This window comes from Streptomyces sp. NPDC097129 (genome assembly GCF_055668065.1).
Map to the genome: position 1 here is coordinate 178,246 of NZ_JBVOQE010000011.1, position 13,304 is coordinate 191,549.

The 13,304-nt window shown below is 72.0% G+C and carries 15 protein-coding genes; 7 read left to right on the forward strand and 8 right to left on the reverse strand.

Going from position 1 to position 13,304, the window contains the following annotated elements:
* Positions 1-23: 23 nt before the first annotated feature.
* Genes AC0B9F_RS28865 through AC0B9F_RS28875 form a run of 3 tightly spaced genes read right to left on the reverse strand, consistent with a single transcriptional unit; the run spans position 24 to position 2,811 of the window.
* Positions 24-773: a TrmH family RNA methyltransferase gene (locus tag AC0B9F_RS28865; RefSeq protein ID WP_472007509.1), complete on the reverse strand. Its 750-nt coding sequence runs from the start codon at positions 771-773 to the stop codon at positions 24-26.
* Positions 770-1,984: an HTTM domain-containing protein gene (locus tag AC0B9F_RS28870; protein ID WP_472007510.1), complete on the reverse strand. Its 1,215-nt coding sequence runs from the start codon at positions 1,982-1,984 to the stop codon at positions 770-772. Before AC0B9F_RS28870 ends, AC0B9F_RS28865 begins: the two co-directional genes overlap by 4 nt.
* Positions 1,981-2,811 (reverse strand): DUF5819 family protein, encoded by an 831-nt coding sequence (locus tag AC0B9F_RS28875; RefSeq protein ID WP_472007511.1) that lies wholly within the window; start codon positions 2,809-2,811, stop codon positions 1,981-1,983. Before AC0B9F_RS28875 ends, AC0B9F_RS28870 begins: the two co-directional genes overlap by 4 nt.
* Positions 2,812-3,202: 391 nt before the next feature.
* Between AC0B9F_RS28875 and paaA the strand changes: the two genes are divergently transcribed.
* Genes paaA through AC0B9F_RS28900 form a run of 5 tightly spaced genes read left to right on the forward strand, consistent with a single transcriptional unit; the run spans position 3,203 to position 6,831 of the window.
* Positions 3,203-4,240, forward strand: a complete 1,038-nt coding sequence (paaA, locus tag AC0B9F_RS28880; protein WP_472007512.1) for a 1,2-phenylacetyl-CoA epoxidase subunit PaaA — start codon at positions 3,203-3,205, stop codon at positions 4,238-4,240.
* Positions 4,237-4,524: a 1,2-phenylacetyl-CoA epoxidase subunit PaaB gene (gene paaB / locus AC0B9F_RS28885; protein WP_472007513.1), complete on the forward strand. Its 288-nt coding sequence runs from the start codon at positions 4,237-4,239 to the stop codon at positions 4,522-4,524. The genes paaA and paaB overlap by 4 nt, the downstream gene beginning before the upstream one ends.
* The gene (paaC, locus tag AC0B9F_RS28890) at positions 4,521-5,243 is read left to right on the forward strand and encodes a 1,2-phenylacetyl-CoA epoxidase subunit PaaC (RefSeq protein WP_472007514.1); all 723 of its coding nucleotides are present in this window, start codon (positions 4,521-4,523) and stop codon (positions 5,241-5,243) included. The genes paaB and paaC overlap by 4 nt, the downstream gene beginning before the upstream one ends.
* Entirely contained in the window at positions 5,237-5,770 is a 534-nt protein-coding gene (gene paaD, locus AC0B9F_RS28895; RefSeq protein ID WP_472007515.1) for a 1,2-phenylacetyl-CoA epoxidase subunit PaaD, read from the forward strand. Before paaC ends, paaD begins: the two co-directional genes overlap by 7 nt.
* Entirely contained in the window at positions 5,770-6,831 is a 1,062-nt protein-coding gene (locus AC0B9F_RS28900; RefSeq protein WP_472007516.1) for a 2Fe-2S iron-sulfur cluster-binding protein, read from the forward strand. Before paaD ends, AC0B9F_RS28900 begins: the two co-directional genes overlap by 1 nt.
* Positions 6,832-6,846: 15 nt before the next feature.
* On the opposite strand, the gene AC0B9F_RS28905 is transcribed toward AC0B9F_RS28900, so the two are convergent.
* The 3 genes from AC0B9F_RS28905 to AC0B9F_RS28915 form a co-directional block, all read right to left on the reverse strand.
* Positions 6,847-7,194: a rhodanese-like domain-containing protein gene (locus AC0B9F_RS28905; RefSeq protein ID WP_472007518.1), complete on the reverse strand. Its 348-nt coding sequence runs from the start codon at positions 7,192-7,194 to the stop codon at positions 6,847-6,849.
* Positions 7,195-7,243: 49 nt separating this feature from the next.
* On the reverse strand, positions 7,244-8,050 hold the full coding sequence (locus AC0B9F_RS28910; protein WP_472007520.1) for a hypothetical protein: 807 nt from the start codon (positions 8,048-8,050) through the stop codon (positions 7,244-7,246).
* Positions 8,051-8,215: 165 nt separating this feature from the next.
* Entirely contained in the window at positions 8,216-9,658 is a 1,443-nt protein-coding gene (locus AC0B9F_RS28915) for a DUF2252 domain-containing protein (RefSeq protein ID WP_472007521.1), read from the reverse strand.
* A 356-nt stretch (positions 9,659-10,014) separates the two neighbouring features.
* On the opposite strand from AC0B9F_RS28915, the gene AC0B9F_RS28920 reads away from it, so the two are divergent.
* Positions 10,015-10,503: a YbaK/EbsC family protein gene (locus AC0B9F_RS28920; RefSeq protein ID WP_472007522.1), complete on the forward strand. Its 489-nt coding sequence runs from the start codon at positions 10,015-10,017 to the stop codon at positions 10,501-10,503.
* A gap of 85 nt (positions 10,504-10,588) precedes the next feature.
* Here the strand turns inward: AC0B9F_RS28920 and AC0B9F_RS28925 are convergent, their stop codons facing one another.
* Both AC0B9F_RS28925 and AC0B9F_RS28930 read right to left on the reverse strand, forming a co-directional pair.
* Positions 10,589-11,206, reverse strand: coding sequence for a LysE family translocator (locus AC0B9F_RS28925; protein WP_472007523.1), 618 nt, complete (start codon positions 11,204-11,206; stop codon positions 10,589-10,591).
* A gap of 101 nt (positions 11,207-11,307) precedes the next feature.
* Positions 11,308-12,093: a 2OG-Fe dioxygenase family protein gene (locus AC0B9F_RS28930; RefSeq protein WP_472007524.1), complete on the reverse strand. Its 786-nt coding sequence runs from the start codon at positions 12,091-12,093 to the stop codon at positions 11,308-11,310.
* Between the two features lie 259 nt (positions 12,094-12,352).
* Here AC0B9F_RS28930 and AC0B9F_RS28935 point away from each other — a divergent pair, with 259 nt between their 5' ends.
* A complete protein-coding gene (locus AC0B9F_RS28935) occupies positions 12,353-13,252 on the forward strand; it encodes an aminoglycoside phosphotransferase family protein (protein WP_472007525.1) in 900 nt (299 codons plus the stop codon).
* The last annotated feature ends 52 nt before the right edge of the window (positions 13,253-13,304 follow it).

The window sequence follows — 13,304 nt, forward strand, 5'->3', positions numbered from 1 at the left end:
CGGCGCCCCCCGCCGGCGCAGACCTAGCGGGGTGCGCCCCCCGTGGCGCTCCAGTGGTACAGCGTCATGGCCACGCTAGTGGCCAGGTTGTAGCTGGAGACCTGGGGGCGCATCGGCAGCGCCAGCAGATGGTCCGCACGCGCGCGCAGGGCGGCGGACAGCCCGCTGCGCTCGGAGCCGAAGGCGAGGACGGCGTCGTCGGGGAGTTTCGCACCCCGGATGTCCTCGCCCTCGGGATCCAGCGCGAACACCGGGCCCGGCGGCAGTTCCTCGACGTCCAGCCGCTCCACGGCGGTCGCGAAGTGCAGGCCCGCGCCGCCGCGCACCACCGTGGGATGCCAGGGGTCCAGGGTGCCGGTGGTGACCACCCCGGTCGCCCCGAAACCGGCGGCCAGCCGGATCACGGCCCCGGCGTTGCCCAGGTTGCGCGGGTTGTCCAGCACGACGACCGGCGCCCGGCGCGGCAGGCGGGCCAGCGTCCGCAGTTGCGCCTCCCGCGCGGGCCGTACCGCCAGCGCCGCGACGGCGGTGGGGTGCGGGCGCGGCACCAGGGAGGCGTACGCCGCCTCCGTCACCTCGGTCAGCAGCTCCTGAAGCGCTTGGCGCACGTCCGGGGCCAGTTCGTCGGCGAGGGCGAGCGCCGCGCCGCGATCGGTGGTGACCGCCACCGGCACCTCGGCGCCGAAGCGCACGGCGTGCTTGAGGGCGTGGAAGCCGTCGAGCAACACCGCCGAGTCGGCCAGGCGCCGCCAGCCGGCCAGAGGGTCGGTCATGCCGTAGAGCCTACGTGCGTCTGCTCCGCGGCCTCGGGGGCGCGTGGCCCGGGCAACTCGGCGGCCGCACCCCGGGCGAACGCACGGCCACGCGCGCGTGCCGCCGCCTTCCCCAGGCGGCGCAGGAACGACGTGGGCAGGAACACCGAGTCCGCGACGATCATCGCCAGCGAGAAGAACGGCAGCCCGAGGACGACGGCGATCACGGCGTGCTCGGTCATCATCACGGCCAGCAGCACGTTCTTCACCCGCCGGTTGAACAGGGTGAACGGGAACGCGACCTGCACGATCACGGTCCCGTAGGTCACGATCAGCATCATCGTGCCGCTGGAGGACATCAGATCGGCGAGCCACGGCCAGGGCGTGAAGTAGTCCAGGTGCAGCGGGTAGTAGACGGCGGTGCCGTCCTGCCAGCGCGAGCCCTGGATCTTGTACCAGCCCGCCGTGGAGTAGATCAGGCACGCCTCGGCCATGATCACCACGAGGGCGCCGTTGTGCAGCAGGTTGGCGATCACGTCGAGCAGGACGCGCGGTTCACCGCCGCGGGAGCGGCTCCCGACGAGCCACGACAGGCCGTGCGCCAGCCACGCCGCCCACAGCAGCGCCGGAATCTCCCACTCCTGGGAGCCGAACCGGCCGCCCGCGGTCGCCGTCACCAGCACCACGCCGAGCACCGCCCACAGCGCGGGCCCCACCCGGTCCCTGACCCGCTCGCCACGCGCGTGTGCCCGCTCGGCCCGCCGCGCCCGCCGCGCGTCCAGGGACCACACCTGGCCGCAGCGCGTGAACACGAGGTAGATCGACATCAGGTGCAGCACGTTGTCGCCGCCGTCGCCCATGAAGACGCTGCGGTTCTGCAGGGACAGCACGCCGACCATGAACAGCAGGGACATGGTCCGGGTGCGCCAGCCGAGGAGCAGCAGCGCGGAGGCGACCACGGCGAGGGCGTAGACGATCTCGAACCACATCCGGCTGTCGGACCACATCAGCACGGTGAACGCGCCGTTGGTGCCGATCAGCTGCTGGGCCAGGTCCCAGCTCCACGGGCCGTCGGGGCCGTACAGCTCGGCGCGGTGGGGGAACTCCCGCAGCAGGAACAGCAGCCAGGTGGCGGCGAAACCGATCCGGACGAGAGCGGTCTGGTACGGGCCGAGGGCGGCTTCGGTGACGCGGGCGATGCCGCCGGACACCGACAGGGCGAGACGGTTCACCGGGCACCTCCACGGGTGTCGTCCTGGGCCACGGTCCACCAGGGCAGCACCCGGAACATCGGCTTCTGGGAGACCTGCTCGCTGCTCCACCGGGGCGGCGGCACGGCGGTGGTGCGGGAGCGGAACTGCACGCGCTCGACGGTGCCGCCCGCACCGGCCACGCCCGACCGGTCCAGCCGCAGCACGGCGATGCGGCGCAGATACGTCTCGGCAAGCGTGCCGCGCAGCCCCACCGGGCGGTTGTCGGTGGTGTGGCTGGCGGTGAAGAAGTCCCAGGCGCGGCGCAGCTCGTTCTGCTGGGTGTGGCTGGGCAGCGGGTTGTGCTCGATGGCCCGGCCGTCCTGCGCGGACAGCCCGTACCAGCCGGTGGTGCGCAGCTCGCCGCCCCGGGTGCGGATCTCGGCGCGGACCTCGACGGCGATGTTCTGCTGCAGCGGGTTCGGCGCGAACAGTTTCCAGTTCTGCTCGAACTCCGGGTAGATCCATTCGTCGACCGCCGTGCCGTGCTTGCGGCTGACCGTGTTGGCGGGCGCGACGTGCAGGAACACCATGGCTATGTGCACACACACGGCCACCGCGACGACGGCGAGCGCGAGTGCGGCACCGACCTGGTAGCGGGGGGAGAGCGCGGCGACGCCGCTGCGCGGGGGTTCGGGGGGTGCGTCCGACGGCTGGGCGTCGGACGCCCGTGCGTCGCCGGCCTGCGGCGCCTGCGGCAGGGGCGCCTCCGGCACGGGCGGCCCCTCCCGGTCCGCCGGGCGGCCGTCCGATCCCGGCGGGGCGCTCGCGCCACCGCCGTACGCGTCGTTACCGCCGTACGTGTCCATTCCGCCCCGTCTTTCGATGTCCTGATGTCCGGCCGTGCCGTGCCCGCCTCCGGCCGGTGACCCGGCGCGAGCGGCACGACGGCCGCGCGACGCCCGCACGGAACGGTACTCAGCCCCACCGGCCCCGCACAGTCCCACCCCGCACCCGGCCCCCGCCGGCCGGGCACAGTCCCACCCCGCACGGCGGCCCGACCTCCACAACACAGACGCAGGACCCCAGCGGTGGTCAGCACGCCCCCCGCGCCGGTTGCGCCCCTGCACGGCGTTTTCCACAGGGCGAGCCGGAGGTTTTCCACAGCGGTTGACACCTTACGACGTCCGTCCCACCATGGAATCGCACGGACCGAACGATCGGTCGGGAGAGGCCGGGTCAGCACCCAAGGGGGACCGCATGGCGACAGCAGCCGCGCACGACACAAGCCGCGCCCAGGCGTCCGGCGGCCAGGACGGCACGGAGGCCGACTACGACGCCTACGAGCGTGTCTTCGACGCCGCCGTGGCCGCCGAGGAGCGCATCGAACCCCGCGACTGGATGCCGGACGCCTACCGCGCGACACTGGTCCGCCAGATCGCACAGCACGCGCACTCCGAGATCATCGGCATGCAGCCGGAGGCCAACTGGATCACGCGCGCGCCCTCGCTGCGCCGCAAGGCGATCCTGATGGCCAAGGTCCAGGACGAGGCAGGCCACGGGCTGTATCTGTACAGCGCGGCCGAGACGCTCGGCACCGGCCGTGAGGAGCTGCTCGACAAGCTGCACTCCGGCCGCCAGAAGTACTCCTCGATCTTCAACTACCCCACGCTGACCTGGGCGGACGTCGGCGCGATCGGCTGGCTGGTGGACGGCGCCGCGATCACCAACCAGGTCCCGCTGTGCCGCTGCTCCTACGGACCGTACGCACGCGCGATGGTCCGCATCTGCAAGGAGGAGTCCTTCCACCAGCGCCAGGGCTACGAGCTGCTGCTCACCCTCAGTAAGGGCACGCCGGAGCAGCACGCGATGGCGCAGGACGCGGTGGACCGCTGGTGGTGGCCGTCCCTGATGATGTTCGGCCCGCCCGACGACGAGTCCGCGCACTCCGCCCAGTCGATGGCCTGGAAGATCAAGCGGCACTCCAACGACGAGCTGCGCCAGCGCTTCGTCGACATCTGCGTCCCGCAGGCCGAGAGCCTCGGCCTGACGCTCCCCGACCCGGAGCTGACGTGGAACGAGGAGCGGGGCCACTACGACTTCGGGCCGATCGACTGGTCGGAGTTCCGGAACGTCCTCAAGGGCAACGGCCCGTGCAACGAACAGCGCATCACCCAGCGCCGACGCGCCCACGAGGAGGGCGCGTGGGTGCGCGAGGCGGCCGCGGCCCACGCGGCGAAGCACACCGGGACCAGCACCGGCACGCACGCCGGTACCAGGGGAGTGGAGCAGGCATGACCAACACCGACTGGCCACTGTGGGAGGTCTTCGTGCGCTCGCGCCGCGGCCTCGCCCACACCCACGCCGGCAGTCTGCACGCGCCCGACGCGGAGCTGGCCCTGCGCAACGCCCGCGATCTGTACACCCGGCGCGGCGAGGGCGTGTCCATCTGGGTGGTGCCCTCGGCGGCGATCACCGCGTCCTCGCCCGACGAGAAGGACCCGTTCTTCGACCCGTCCGCCGACAAGCCGTACCGGCATCCGACGTTCTACGAGATCCCGGAGGGGGTGAAGCACCTGTGACCGCCACGGTTCCCGCCACGGCGGCTCTCGCGCTGGGCGACGACGCACTGGTGCTCTCCCACCGCCTCGGCGAGTGGATGGGGCACGCGCCCGTCCTGGAGGAGGAGGTCGCCCTCGCCAACATCGCCCTGGACCTGCTCGGCCAGGCCCGGGTGCTGCTGTCGATGGCCGGCGACGAGGACGAACTGGCCTATCTGCGCGAGGAGCGCGCCTTCACCAACCTCCAGCTGGTGGAGCAGCCCAATGGCGACTTCGCGCACACCATCGCCCGGCAGCTGTACTTCTCCACCTATCAGCACCTGCTGTATGGCGAACTGGCCACCGGCACCGGCCCGTTCGCCCCGCTCGCCGCGAAGGCCGTCAAGGAAACCGCCTACCACCGCGACCACGCCGAGCAGTGGACGCTGCGCCTCGGCGACGGCACCGAGGAGAGCCACACCCGCATGCAGCGCGCCTGCGAGACGCTGTGGCGGTTCACCGACGAGATGTTCCAGCCGGTGGACGGCCTGGACGGCGTCGACCGGGACGGGCTGCGCGAGACCTGGCTCGCCTCGGTCGGGGACGTGCTCGCCCGCGCCACGCTGACCCGGCCCGAGGGCCCGCAGTCCGGGGCGTGGACGGCCGGAGCGGGCCGGCAGGGGCTGCACACCGAGCCGTTCGGGCGGATGCTCGCCGAGATGCAGCATCTGCACCGCAGCCACCCGGGGGCGTCATGGTGACGACCACCCCGCTGGAGGCGGAACTACTGAAGATCGCCGGTGCGGTGCCCGACCCCGAGCTGCCCGTGCTCACCCTGGAGGAGCTGGGCGTCGTGCGGGCGGTGCGGGTGCACGGCGCGGACGCGGTCGAGGTCGAACTGACCCCGACGTACACGGGCTGTCCGGCGCTGGAGGCGATGAGCACCGACATAGAGCGGGCACTGCACGCGCACGGCGTGCGCGAGGTCACGGTCCGCACGGTGCTCTCGCCCGCCTGGTCCACGGACGACATCAGCGCCGAAGGGCGGCGCAAGCTGCGGGAGTTCGGTATCGCACCGCCGCGTGTCCAGCGGGAGACGACAGGACCGGTCACCGTCACGCTGGGCCGCACACGTACCCACGGCGGCGAGGAGACGGAACCGGTGTGCTGCCCCCACTGCGGTTCCGCCGACACCGAGTTGCTGAGCCGCTTCTCCTCCACCGCGTGCAAGGCGCTGCGCCGCTGCCTCGCCTGCCGTGAACCCTTCGACCACTTCAAGGAGCTGTGATGGCCCGCTTCCACCGGCTCCCGGTGGCCGAGGTCGACCGGATCACCGACGACTCCGTCGCGCTGACCTTCGCCGTCCCCGAGGAGCTGCGCGAGGAGTTCCGGCACGCGGCGGGGCAGCATCTCGCCCTGCGCCGGGTGGCCGACGGCGCCGAGATACGCCGGACGTACTCCATCTGCTCCCCGGCGCCCGCGCCGGACGGTCCCGGACCGCGCACGCTGCGGGTCGGGGTGCGGCTGGTGGAGGGAGGGTCCTTCTCCACGTACGCGCTGAAGGAGCTCAACGCCGGGGACGAGGTGGAGGTGATGACCCCGGCGGGGCGCTTCACCCTCGACCCGGCTCCCGGCCTGTACGCGGCGGTCGTCGGCGGCAGCGGCATCACCCCAGTGCTGTCCATCGCGGCCACCCTGCTGGCGCGCGAGCCGCGGGCCCGCTTCTGCCTGGTCCGCAGCGACCGGACGTCCGCCTCCACGATGTTCCTCGAGGAGGTCGCCGACCTGAAGGACCGCTACCCGGACCGGCTGCAGCTGGTGACCGTGCTGTCCCGGGAGGAGCAGCAGGCGGGGCTGCCGTCCGGACGGCTCGACCAGGAGCGGCTGACCGGGCTGCTGCCGGCGCTGCTGCCGGTCGGTGAGGTCGCGGGGTGGTTCCTGTGCGGGCCGTTCGGGCTGGTGCAGCAGGCGGAGCGGGCGCTGCGCGAGCTGGGCGTGGCCCGGTCCCGGATCCACGAGGAGATCTTCCACGTGGACGCGGCCCCTCCCGGGCCGGCCGCCACCGCACCGGCGGACAGCGCGGTCACCGTCCGCCTCGACGGACGGGGCGGCACCTGGCCGGTGCGCGAGGGCGAGACCCTGCTGGAGACGGTGCTGCGCAACCGGCCCGACGCGCCCTACGCCTGCAAGGGCGGCGTGTGCGGGACGTGCCGTGCCTTCCTGGTCTCCGGTGAGGTGCGCATGGACCGCAACTTCGCGCTGGAGCCGGAGGAGACGGACGCCGGGTACGTCCTGGCGTGCCAGTCGCACCCGGTGACGGAACGGGTGGAGCTGGACTTCGACCGCTGAGGCGGCGACGGCCCGCTACAGGACGTGGCCCGGCTTGCCCTCGTCGGTGATCACGGGGCGGCCGGCGGCCTCCCACGTCTGCATGCCGCCGTCGACGTTCACCGCGTCGATGCCCTGCTGGGCCAGGTACATCGTCACCTGGGCGGACCGGCCGCCCGAGCGGCAGATCACGTGGATGCGGCCGTCCTGCGGCGCGGCCTCGGTCAGCTCGCCGTAGCGGGCCACGAACTCGCTGATCGGGATGTGCAGAGCGCCCTCGGCGTGGCCCGCCTGCCATTCGTCGTGTTCACGGACGTCCAGCAGGAAATCGCCGTCCTTGACGTCCTTGACCTCGACCGTGGGAACACCGGCTCCAAAACTCATGCACCCGACGCTACCGGACACCCGACGCTACCGGACGCGACCCACGGTCCTACGGCTGCTGCCCGGCCAGCGTCGCCAGTTCCGTCTCGCGGGCGGTGATGTCGCTCTGCAGCTGCCCGGCGATCTCCGCGAGCAGCTGGTCCGGGTCGTCCGGGGCGAGGCGCAGCATGGACCCGATGGCGCCCTCCTCCAGCTCCCGCTGGAGCACCGCGAGCAGCTCCTTGCGCTGGGAGAGCCACTCCAGGCGGGCGTACAGCTCCTCGCTGGGGCTCGGCCGGCGCTCCGGCGGCACCGGGCCGGCCTCCCACTCCGCCGCCAGTTCCCGCAGCTCGGCCTCGTCGCCACGGGCGTAGGCGGCGTTGACCCGGGTGATGAACTCCTCGCGCCGCACCCGCTCGTCCTCCTCCTGGGCGAGGTCGGGGTGGGCCTTGCGGGCCAGGTCCCGGTAGAGCCGGCGGGCCTCCTCGCTGGGCCGCACCCGCTGCGGCGGCCGGACCTGCTGCTCGGTGAGCATCGCCACCGCCTCCGGGAACAGCCCGGAGTCGTCCATCCAGCCGTGCATCAGGTCCTCGACCCCGGGGATCGGCTCCAGCCGGGCCCGCAGCTCGCGCGCCCGGCGCAGGTCCTCGGGGTCGCCGGTGCGGGCCGCGCGGGCCTCGGCGATCCGGGCGTCCAGCTCCTCGATGCGGGCGTACATCGGGCCGAGCCGCTGGTGGTGGAGGCGGGAGAAGTTCTCGACCTCCACGCGGAACGTCTCCACCGCGATCTCGTACTCGATCAACGCCTGTTCGGCGGCCCGCACGGCCCGCTCCAGCCGCTCCTCGGGCCGCGGCTGCTCAGCTTCCGGGGTCGTCACCCGGCCAGCGTATGCGCTGCGCCGGGCCCGCGCCGATGAGGAGGGTTTTGGTGCCGCTTATGACCGGCTTCTCCACAGTGTGGTCACGCTCACACAACCACCACCGGCCGCACCCTCGTCACCGGCCGCCGCCTCACACCCCCATCCGCTCCACCGGCCGCCGCCTCACACCCCCATCTCCGCCGCGACCCTGCCCGCCCTGATCGACGCCATCAGTTCCGCGTGGTCCGCCTCGGTGCGGTCGGCGTAGGCGAGCGCGAACGTGGCGATCGCCTCGTCCAGTTCCTCGTTCTTGCCGCAGTAGCCGGCGATCAGCCGCGGGTCGGCGCTGTGGGAGTGGGCGCGGGCCAGCAGCGCGCCGGTCATCCGGCCGTAGTCGTCGACCTGATCGGCGGCGAGGGCGGCCGGGTCGACGCTGCCCTTGCGGTTGCGGAACTGCCGGACCTGGAAGGGGCGGCCCTCCACCGTCGTCCAGCCCAGCAGGATGTCGCTGACGACCTGCATCCGCTTCTGCCCCAGCACCACCCGGCGTCCCTCGTGGACCACGTCCGGCACCTCGAAACCGGCGGCGGCCAGGTGCGGCACCAGCGCGGACGGCCGGGCCTCCTTCACCTGCAGCACGAGCGGCTCGCCCCGGTGGTCCAGGAGCAGCACGACATACGAGCGCGTCCCCACGCTGCCCGTGCCGACGACGCGGAAGGCGACGTCGTGCACCGCGTATCGGGCCAGCAGCGGCAGGCGGTCCTCGGAGAGGGTGGAGAGGTAGGACTCCAGCGACGCGGCCACCGCCCCCGCCTCGGCGTCCGGTATCCGCCGCAGGACGGGCGGCGCGGGCACGAACCGGCGCCCGCCGTCCTCGGCCCGCTCCGTCGACTTCGCCGCGAAACGGCCGCTGGTGTTGGCCCGCGCCTTCTCCGAGACCCGCTCCAGCGTGCCGAGCAGATCGTGGGCGTCGGCGTGCGAGACCAGTTCCTCGTCGGCGATGGCGTTCCACGCGTCCAGCACCGGCAGCTTGGCCAGCAGCCGCATGGTGCGCCGGTAGGCGCCCACCGCGTCGAACGCGGCCTGGCGGCAGGTGTCCTCGTCGGCGCCCGCCTCCCGCCCCGCGAGCACCAGCGAGGCGGCGAGCCGCTTCAGGTCCCACTCCCACGGACCCGGCACGGTCTCGTCGAAGTCGTTCAGGTCGATGACCAGCCCGCCGCGCGCGTCGCCGTACAGCCCGAAGTTCGCCGCGTGCGCGTCCCCGCAGATCTGAGCGGTGATCCGGGTCAGCGGCGTCCGCGCGAGGTCGTACGCCATCAGCCCGGCCGAACCGCGCAGGAACGCGAACGGCGTGGCCGCCATCCGGCCGACCCGGATCGGCGTGAGTTCGGACAGCCGCCCCTGGTTGGACTCCTCCACCGCGCTCACCGCGTCCGGCCGGCCGGCGTCGAGATCCAGCTCGGCGTGCGCCCGGCGAGGCACCCGGCGGCGCAGCGCCTTGCCCTCCTCCTTCGGCGAGCCCGCCGCGGGCCACTCGGCGAAGCCCCGCACCCGGGGCAGCCGCCGGACCACGACCGGCGCCTCCCCCTGCGCCGGAACCTCGGACGCACCAGAGGCACCAAGCACACCAGTCAAACCAGCCACACCCGACGAACCAGAGACACCAGCCACACCGGACGCGCCCGACGCACATGACGCACCCGACGCACCAAGCACGCCGGACGCACTCGACACACCCGACGCACCCGACGCATCCAACGCCTCGGACACCACCGCACCGCTCTCGGTCATGGGACCGCCTCCCCCGAACTCACCCGCTGGTCAGCACCAACGCACGGACATCAACGCGTGCCGACCGTACAGCCGGTGGCCGAATCACGTCAGACCCTGTGGACGACTCGGCGGTTGTGGACAACCCGGCCACCCCGCGGACGTTATGGTCAACTCGCCCGACGCAGCCGCCGTTTGCCCGAGGGGAACCCATGGCCTCGCACGACACCTACGACAAGCTGATCGCCCTGCTCGACGAGCACGGAGCCGACTACCGGGTGATCGAGCACGAGAGCGAGGGCGCCACCGAGGCGGTCAGCCGGCTGCGCGGGCACGACCTCGACCGGGCCGCCAAGTGCATCATCGTGATGGTGAAGATCGGCAAGAAGGAGAAGCGCTTCGCCCTGGCCGTCGTCCCCGGCGACCGGCGCGTGGACCTGGCCGCGATCAAGGCGCTGTACGGCGGCACGTACGCCTCCTTCGCCTCACCGGAGGTCGCCGAGGACCTGGCCGGGTCGCAGAGCGGGACCATCCTGCCGTTCTCATTCGACGAGCGGCTGGAGCTGATCGTCGACCCGGCGCTGCTCGCGCACCCGGAGTTCTTCTTCAACGCCGCCCGCCTCGACCGCTCCCTGGCCCTGTCGACCACGGACTACCGCGCGATCGCCGAGCCCCGCCTCGAGCCGATCTCCCAGGCCTGACGCCACGCCCGCCGGCGGCAGCCGCCCAAAGCAACGGCACCCTGACGCCACCGACGGCATCACCCGTCACGAGGGCCGCAGCACGTCACGACACCGACGGCGTCAGCGCCAGCACCACCCCGAGCCCGACCAGCACGCTCCCGATCACCTTGTTCATCACGGCCTGCCGCCGCAACAGCCGGGCCCGCAGGTCCTGCCGCGAGAAGAGCAGCGCGACCAAGGCGAACCACACCAGGTGCGCCACCGACATGAACAAGCCGTATCCGAGCTGCTGGGCGACCGGGGTGTCGGCGCTGACGACCTGCGTGTAGGTGCTGAGCACGAACAGCATGGTCTTCGGGTTCAGCGCGTTCGTCAGAAATCCGGTCCGCAGCGCACCGGCCGGGGACAACGTGCCGTCGGCGGAGAGATCGATGTGCATCTGGGCCTTGGCGACAAACGTCTTGTACCCGATGAACACCAAATAGGCCGCACCGACCAGTTTCATCACCGTGAAAAGCAGCGGCGTCCGGGAGACGAGCAGTCCCACGCCGACCATGGTGTAGGTGACGTGGACGAGTACGCCGAGTGAAATGCCGACCGCGGCGAGGATTCCCGCACGGCGGCCGTACAGATAACTGTTGCGGACGGTCATCGCGAAGTCCGCGCCGGGGCTGATGACAGCCAGCACGGTGATGACGGCGACGGCGATGATCTGACCCATGTTCTCGTTTTCTCACTCGACCGGCACTGAGGAGGGCGCCCGCAGCGAACCGCGGGCGCCCCCGGAGCACCGGCGTGGCGCAGCCGGCGGGGCCGCTGCGGTCAGGCGGCCTTATGACGGTAGGTGATCACCAGCACGTCACGGGAGGCGGGCCGGCCGGCATCGAGCTGCTGGATCGGCGACACCCCGTGGAAGACGCGCTCGTCGTTGACCAGCGCGAGGTCCAGCGGGTCGGTGAGGGTGAACTTCTCCAGCGGCTCCTGCTCCAGGTTGAAGATGGTGCTCTCGCCGCCGCCCGCGTTGGACCGGCCGATCATGGCCATCAGCACGAAGGTGACCCCGTCGCGGTGGACCCCCTCCGGCGTGGGCTTGCCGATCTGCTCCCCGTCGACCTCGATGCGGAACTGGTGCGCCTCGATGTGCCACGCGGAGTACGGCGCGAGCCGGCCGAAGATGTCGCAGCCCAGGGTGACCAGGCTGTCCATGGTCGGGCCCTTCAGGGCGGCGTCCTCGAACGGCTCGTAGTGACGGGCGACGCCACCGTTGAGGTTGTTGAAGTCCACCGTCTGGTAGTGCGGCTGGTGCTCCTCGACCCGGTAGTCGGCGCCGCCCTTCGGGGCGCTCAGCGTGGCGTGCCGGCGACGCCGGTAACGGCCGCCGTCGGCCATGTAGCCGTCGAGCGGCATCCGGTTCCAGCTCTCGCGGAAGTCCTCCAGATCGTCCAGCGCGTTTTCGGAACGCCGGCGCAGAAGATCCGCGACCTTACCCCCGGAAAGAAGGTCGTAGCTTTTCGCGGAGAGCGAATCACAGAGTTCTTCGATTTCGGCCTGATACTGCGAAGACATTTTTCCCCCTGGGCCTTCGTGGTCGATGCCGCGGTCGATCATCAGGGGCACCGCGCGGGTATGTCAACGAAATCAGGGAACTGTTTACGCTCCCTTAGTGTCGTCAGCGCTTTTCGGCCATTGGCCGAGTTCTGAGGGTTGCCGGAATATCCGGCTCCCTTTTCCGGCCTTCACTCCGGCCTTCACTCCAGCCCCCCTCCGGCCTTCACTCCGGCCGCCCACCGCACCTTTTCCCACCGACCGTCCCACCCCGCGAAAATCCAGTGACCGGACACGCCCCGGCGATGTAGAGATGGGAGCGATGACGACCCCGGAGAAGACGAAGATGCATGACGGCGAGGCCTCCACCGGCCCCGCCCTGGTCCGCCGCCTCCTGCGCGGCCAGTTCCCGCGGTGGGCGCATCTGCCGGTCACCCGCCTCGCCTCCGGGGGGACGGTCAACGCGATCTACCGCCTGGGCGGCGAGCTGACCGTCCGGCTGCCGCTCCTTCAGGGCGGTGACGAGTGCCTCGACGACGAGGCGCGCTGGCTGCCGCGACTGGCCCCGCTGCTGCCCGTCCCGGTCCCCGAGGTCGTCGCGCTGGGCGAGCCCGCCGAGGGCTACCCGCACCGCTGGGCGGTCCACCGCTGGCTGGACGGCGAAGTGCTCGGCGAGGGCGAGGCGTCCGACGACCTGGCCCGCGACCTCGCACTCTTCGTCACCACCCTGCGCCACGTCGGCCTCGACGGCGGTCCCCCCGCCTACCGCGGCGCCCCGCTGCGCACGGCCGACGCCGAGACGCGCGCGGCGATCGACGAACTGCGCCGCACGGACGAGCCCTTCGACGCAGACGCGCTTCTCGCCGCCTGGGACAGCGCACTTCGGGCGCCGGACTGGACGGCAGAACCCTGCTGGACCCACTCCGACCTCATGCCGAGCAATCTGCTGGGCGCCGGCGGCCGGCTGACCGGCGTCCTCGACTTCGGCACGGCCGGCGTGGGCGACCCGGCCGTCGATCTCATCCCGGCGTGGAACCTGCTCACGCCCGCCACCCGCCGCGTCTTCCGCGCCGGTGTGGACACCGACGACGCCACCTGGGCGCGCGGCCGCGGCTGGGCGCTGTCCATGGCGGTGACACAACTGCCGTACTACCGGCACACCAACCCGGTGATCTCCGCCAACGCCCGTTACGCACTGCGTCAGATCCTGGACAGCCGCTGAGACCTTCCTCACAGAGGCCCACGACCGTCCATACGGCCAGAGGCCCGAGACC

Excerpts from the sequence above, each read along its gene's own strand:
- AC0B9F_RS28865 (WP_472007509.1), bottom strand. The coding sequence starts at position 773 with ATGACCGACCCTCTGGCCGGCTGGCGGCGCCTGGCCGACTCGGCGGTG.
- AC0B9F_RS28875 (WP_472007511.1), bottom strand. The coding sequence starts at position 2,811 with ATGGACACGTACGGCGGTAACGACGCGTACGGCGGTGGCGCGAGCGCC.
- paaA (WP_472007512.1), top strand. The coding sequence starts at position 3,203 with ATGGCGACAGCAGCCGCGCACGACACAAGCCGCGCCCAGGCGTCCGGC.
- paaB (WP_472007513.1), top strand. The coding sequence starts at position 4,237 with ATGACCAACACCGACTGGCCACTGTGGGAGGTCTTCGTGCGCTCGCGC.
- paaD (WP_472007515.1), top strand. The coding sequence starts at position 5,237 with ATGGTGACGACCACCCCGCTGGAGGCGGAACTACTGAAGATCGCCGGT.
- AC0B9F_RS28900 (WP_472007516.1), top strand. The coding sequence starts at position 5,770 with ATGGCCCGCTTCCACCGGCTCCCGGTGGCCGAGGTCGACCGGATCACC.
- AC0B9F_RS28905 (WP_472007518.1), bottom strand. The coding sequence starts at position 7,194 with ATGAGTTTTGGAGCCGGTGTTCCCACGGTCGAGGTCAAGGACGTCAAG.
- AC0B9F_RS28920 (WP_472007522.1), top strand. The coding sequence starts at position 10,015 with ATGGCCTCGCACGACACCTACGACAAGCTGATCGCCCTGCTCGACGAG.
- AC0B9F_RS28925 (WP_472007523.1), bottom strand. The coding sequence starts at position 11,206 with ATGGGTCAGATCATCGCCGTCGCCGTCATCACCGTGCTGGCTGTCATC.
- AC0B9F_RS28930 (WP_472007524.1), bottom strand. The coding sequence starts at position 12,093 with ATGATCGACCGCGGCATCGACCACGAAGGCCCAGGGGGAAAAATGTCT.
- AC0B9F_RS28935 (WP_472007525.1), top strand. The coding sequence starts at position 12,353 with ATGACGACCCCGGAGAAGACGAAGATGCATGACGGCGAGGCCTCCACC.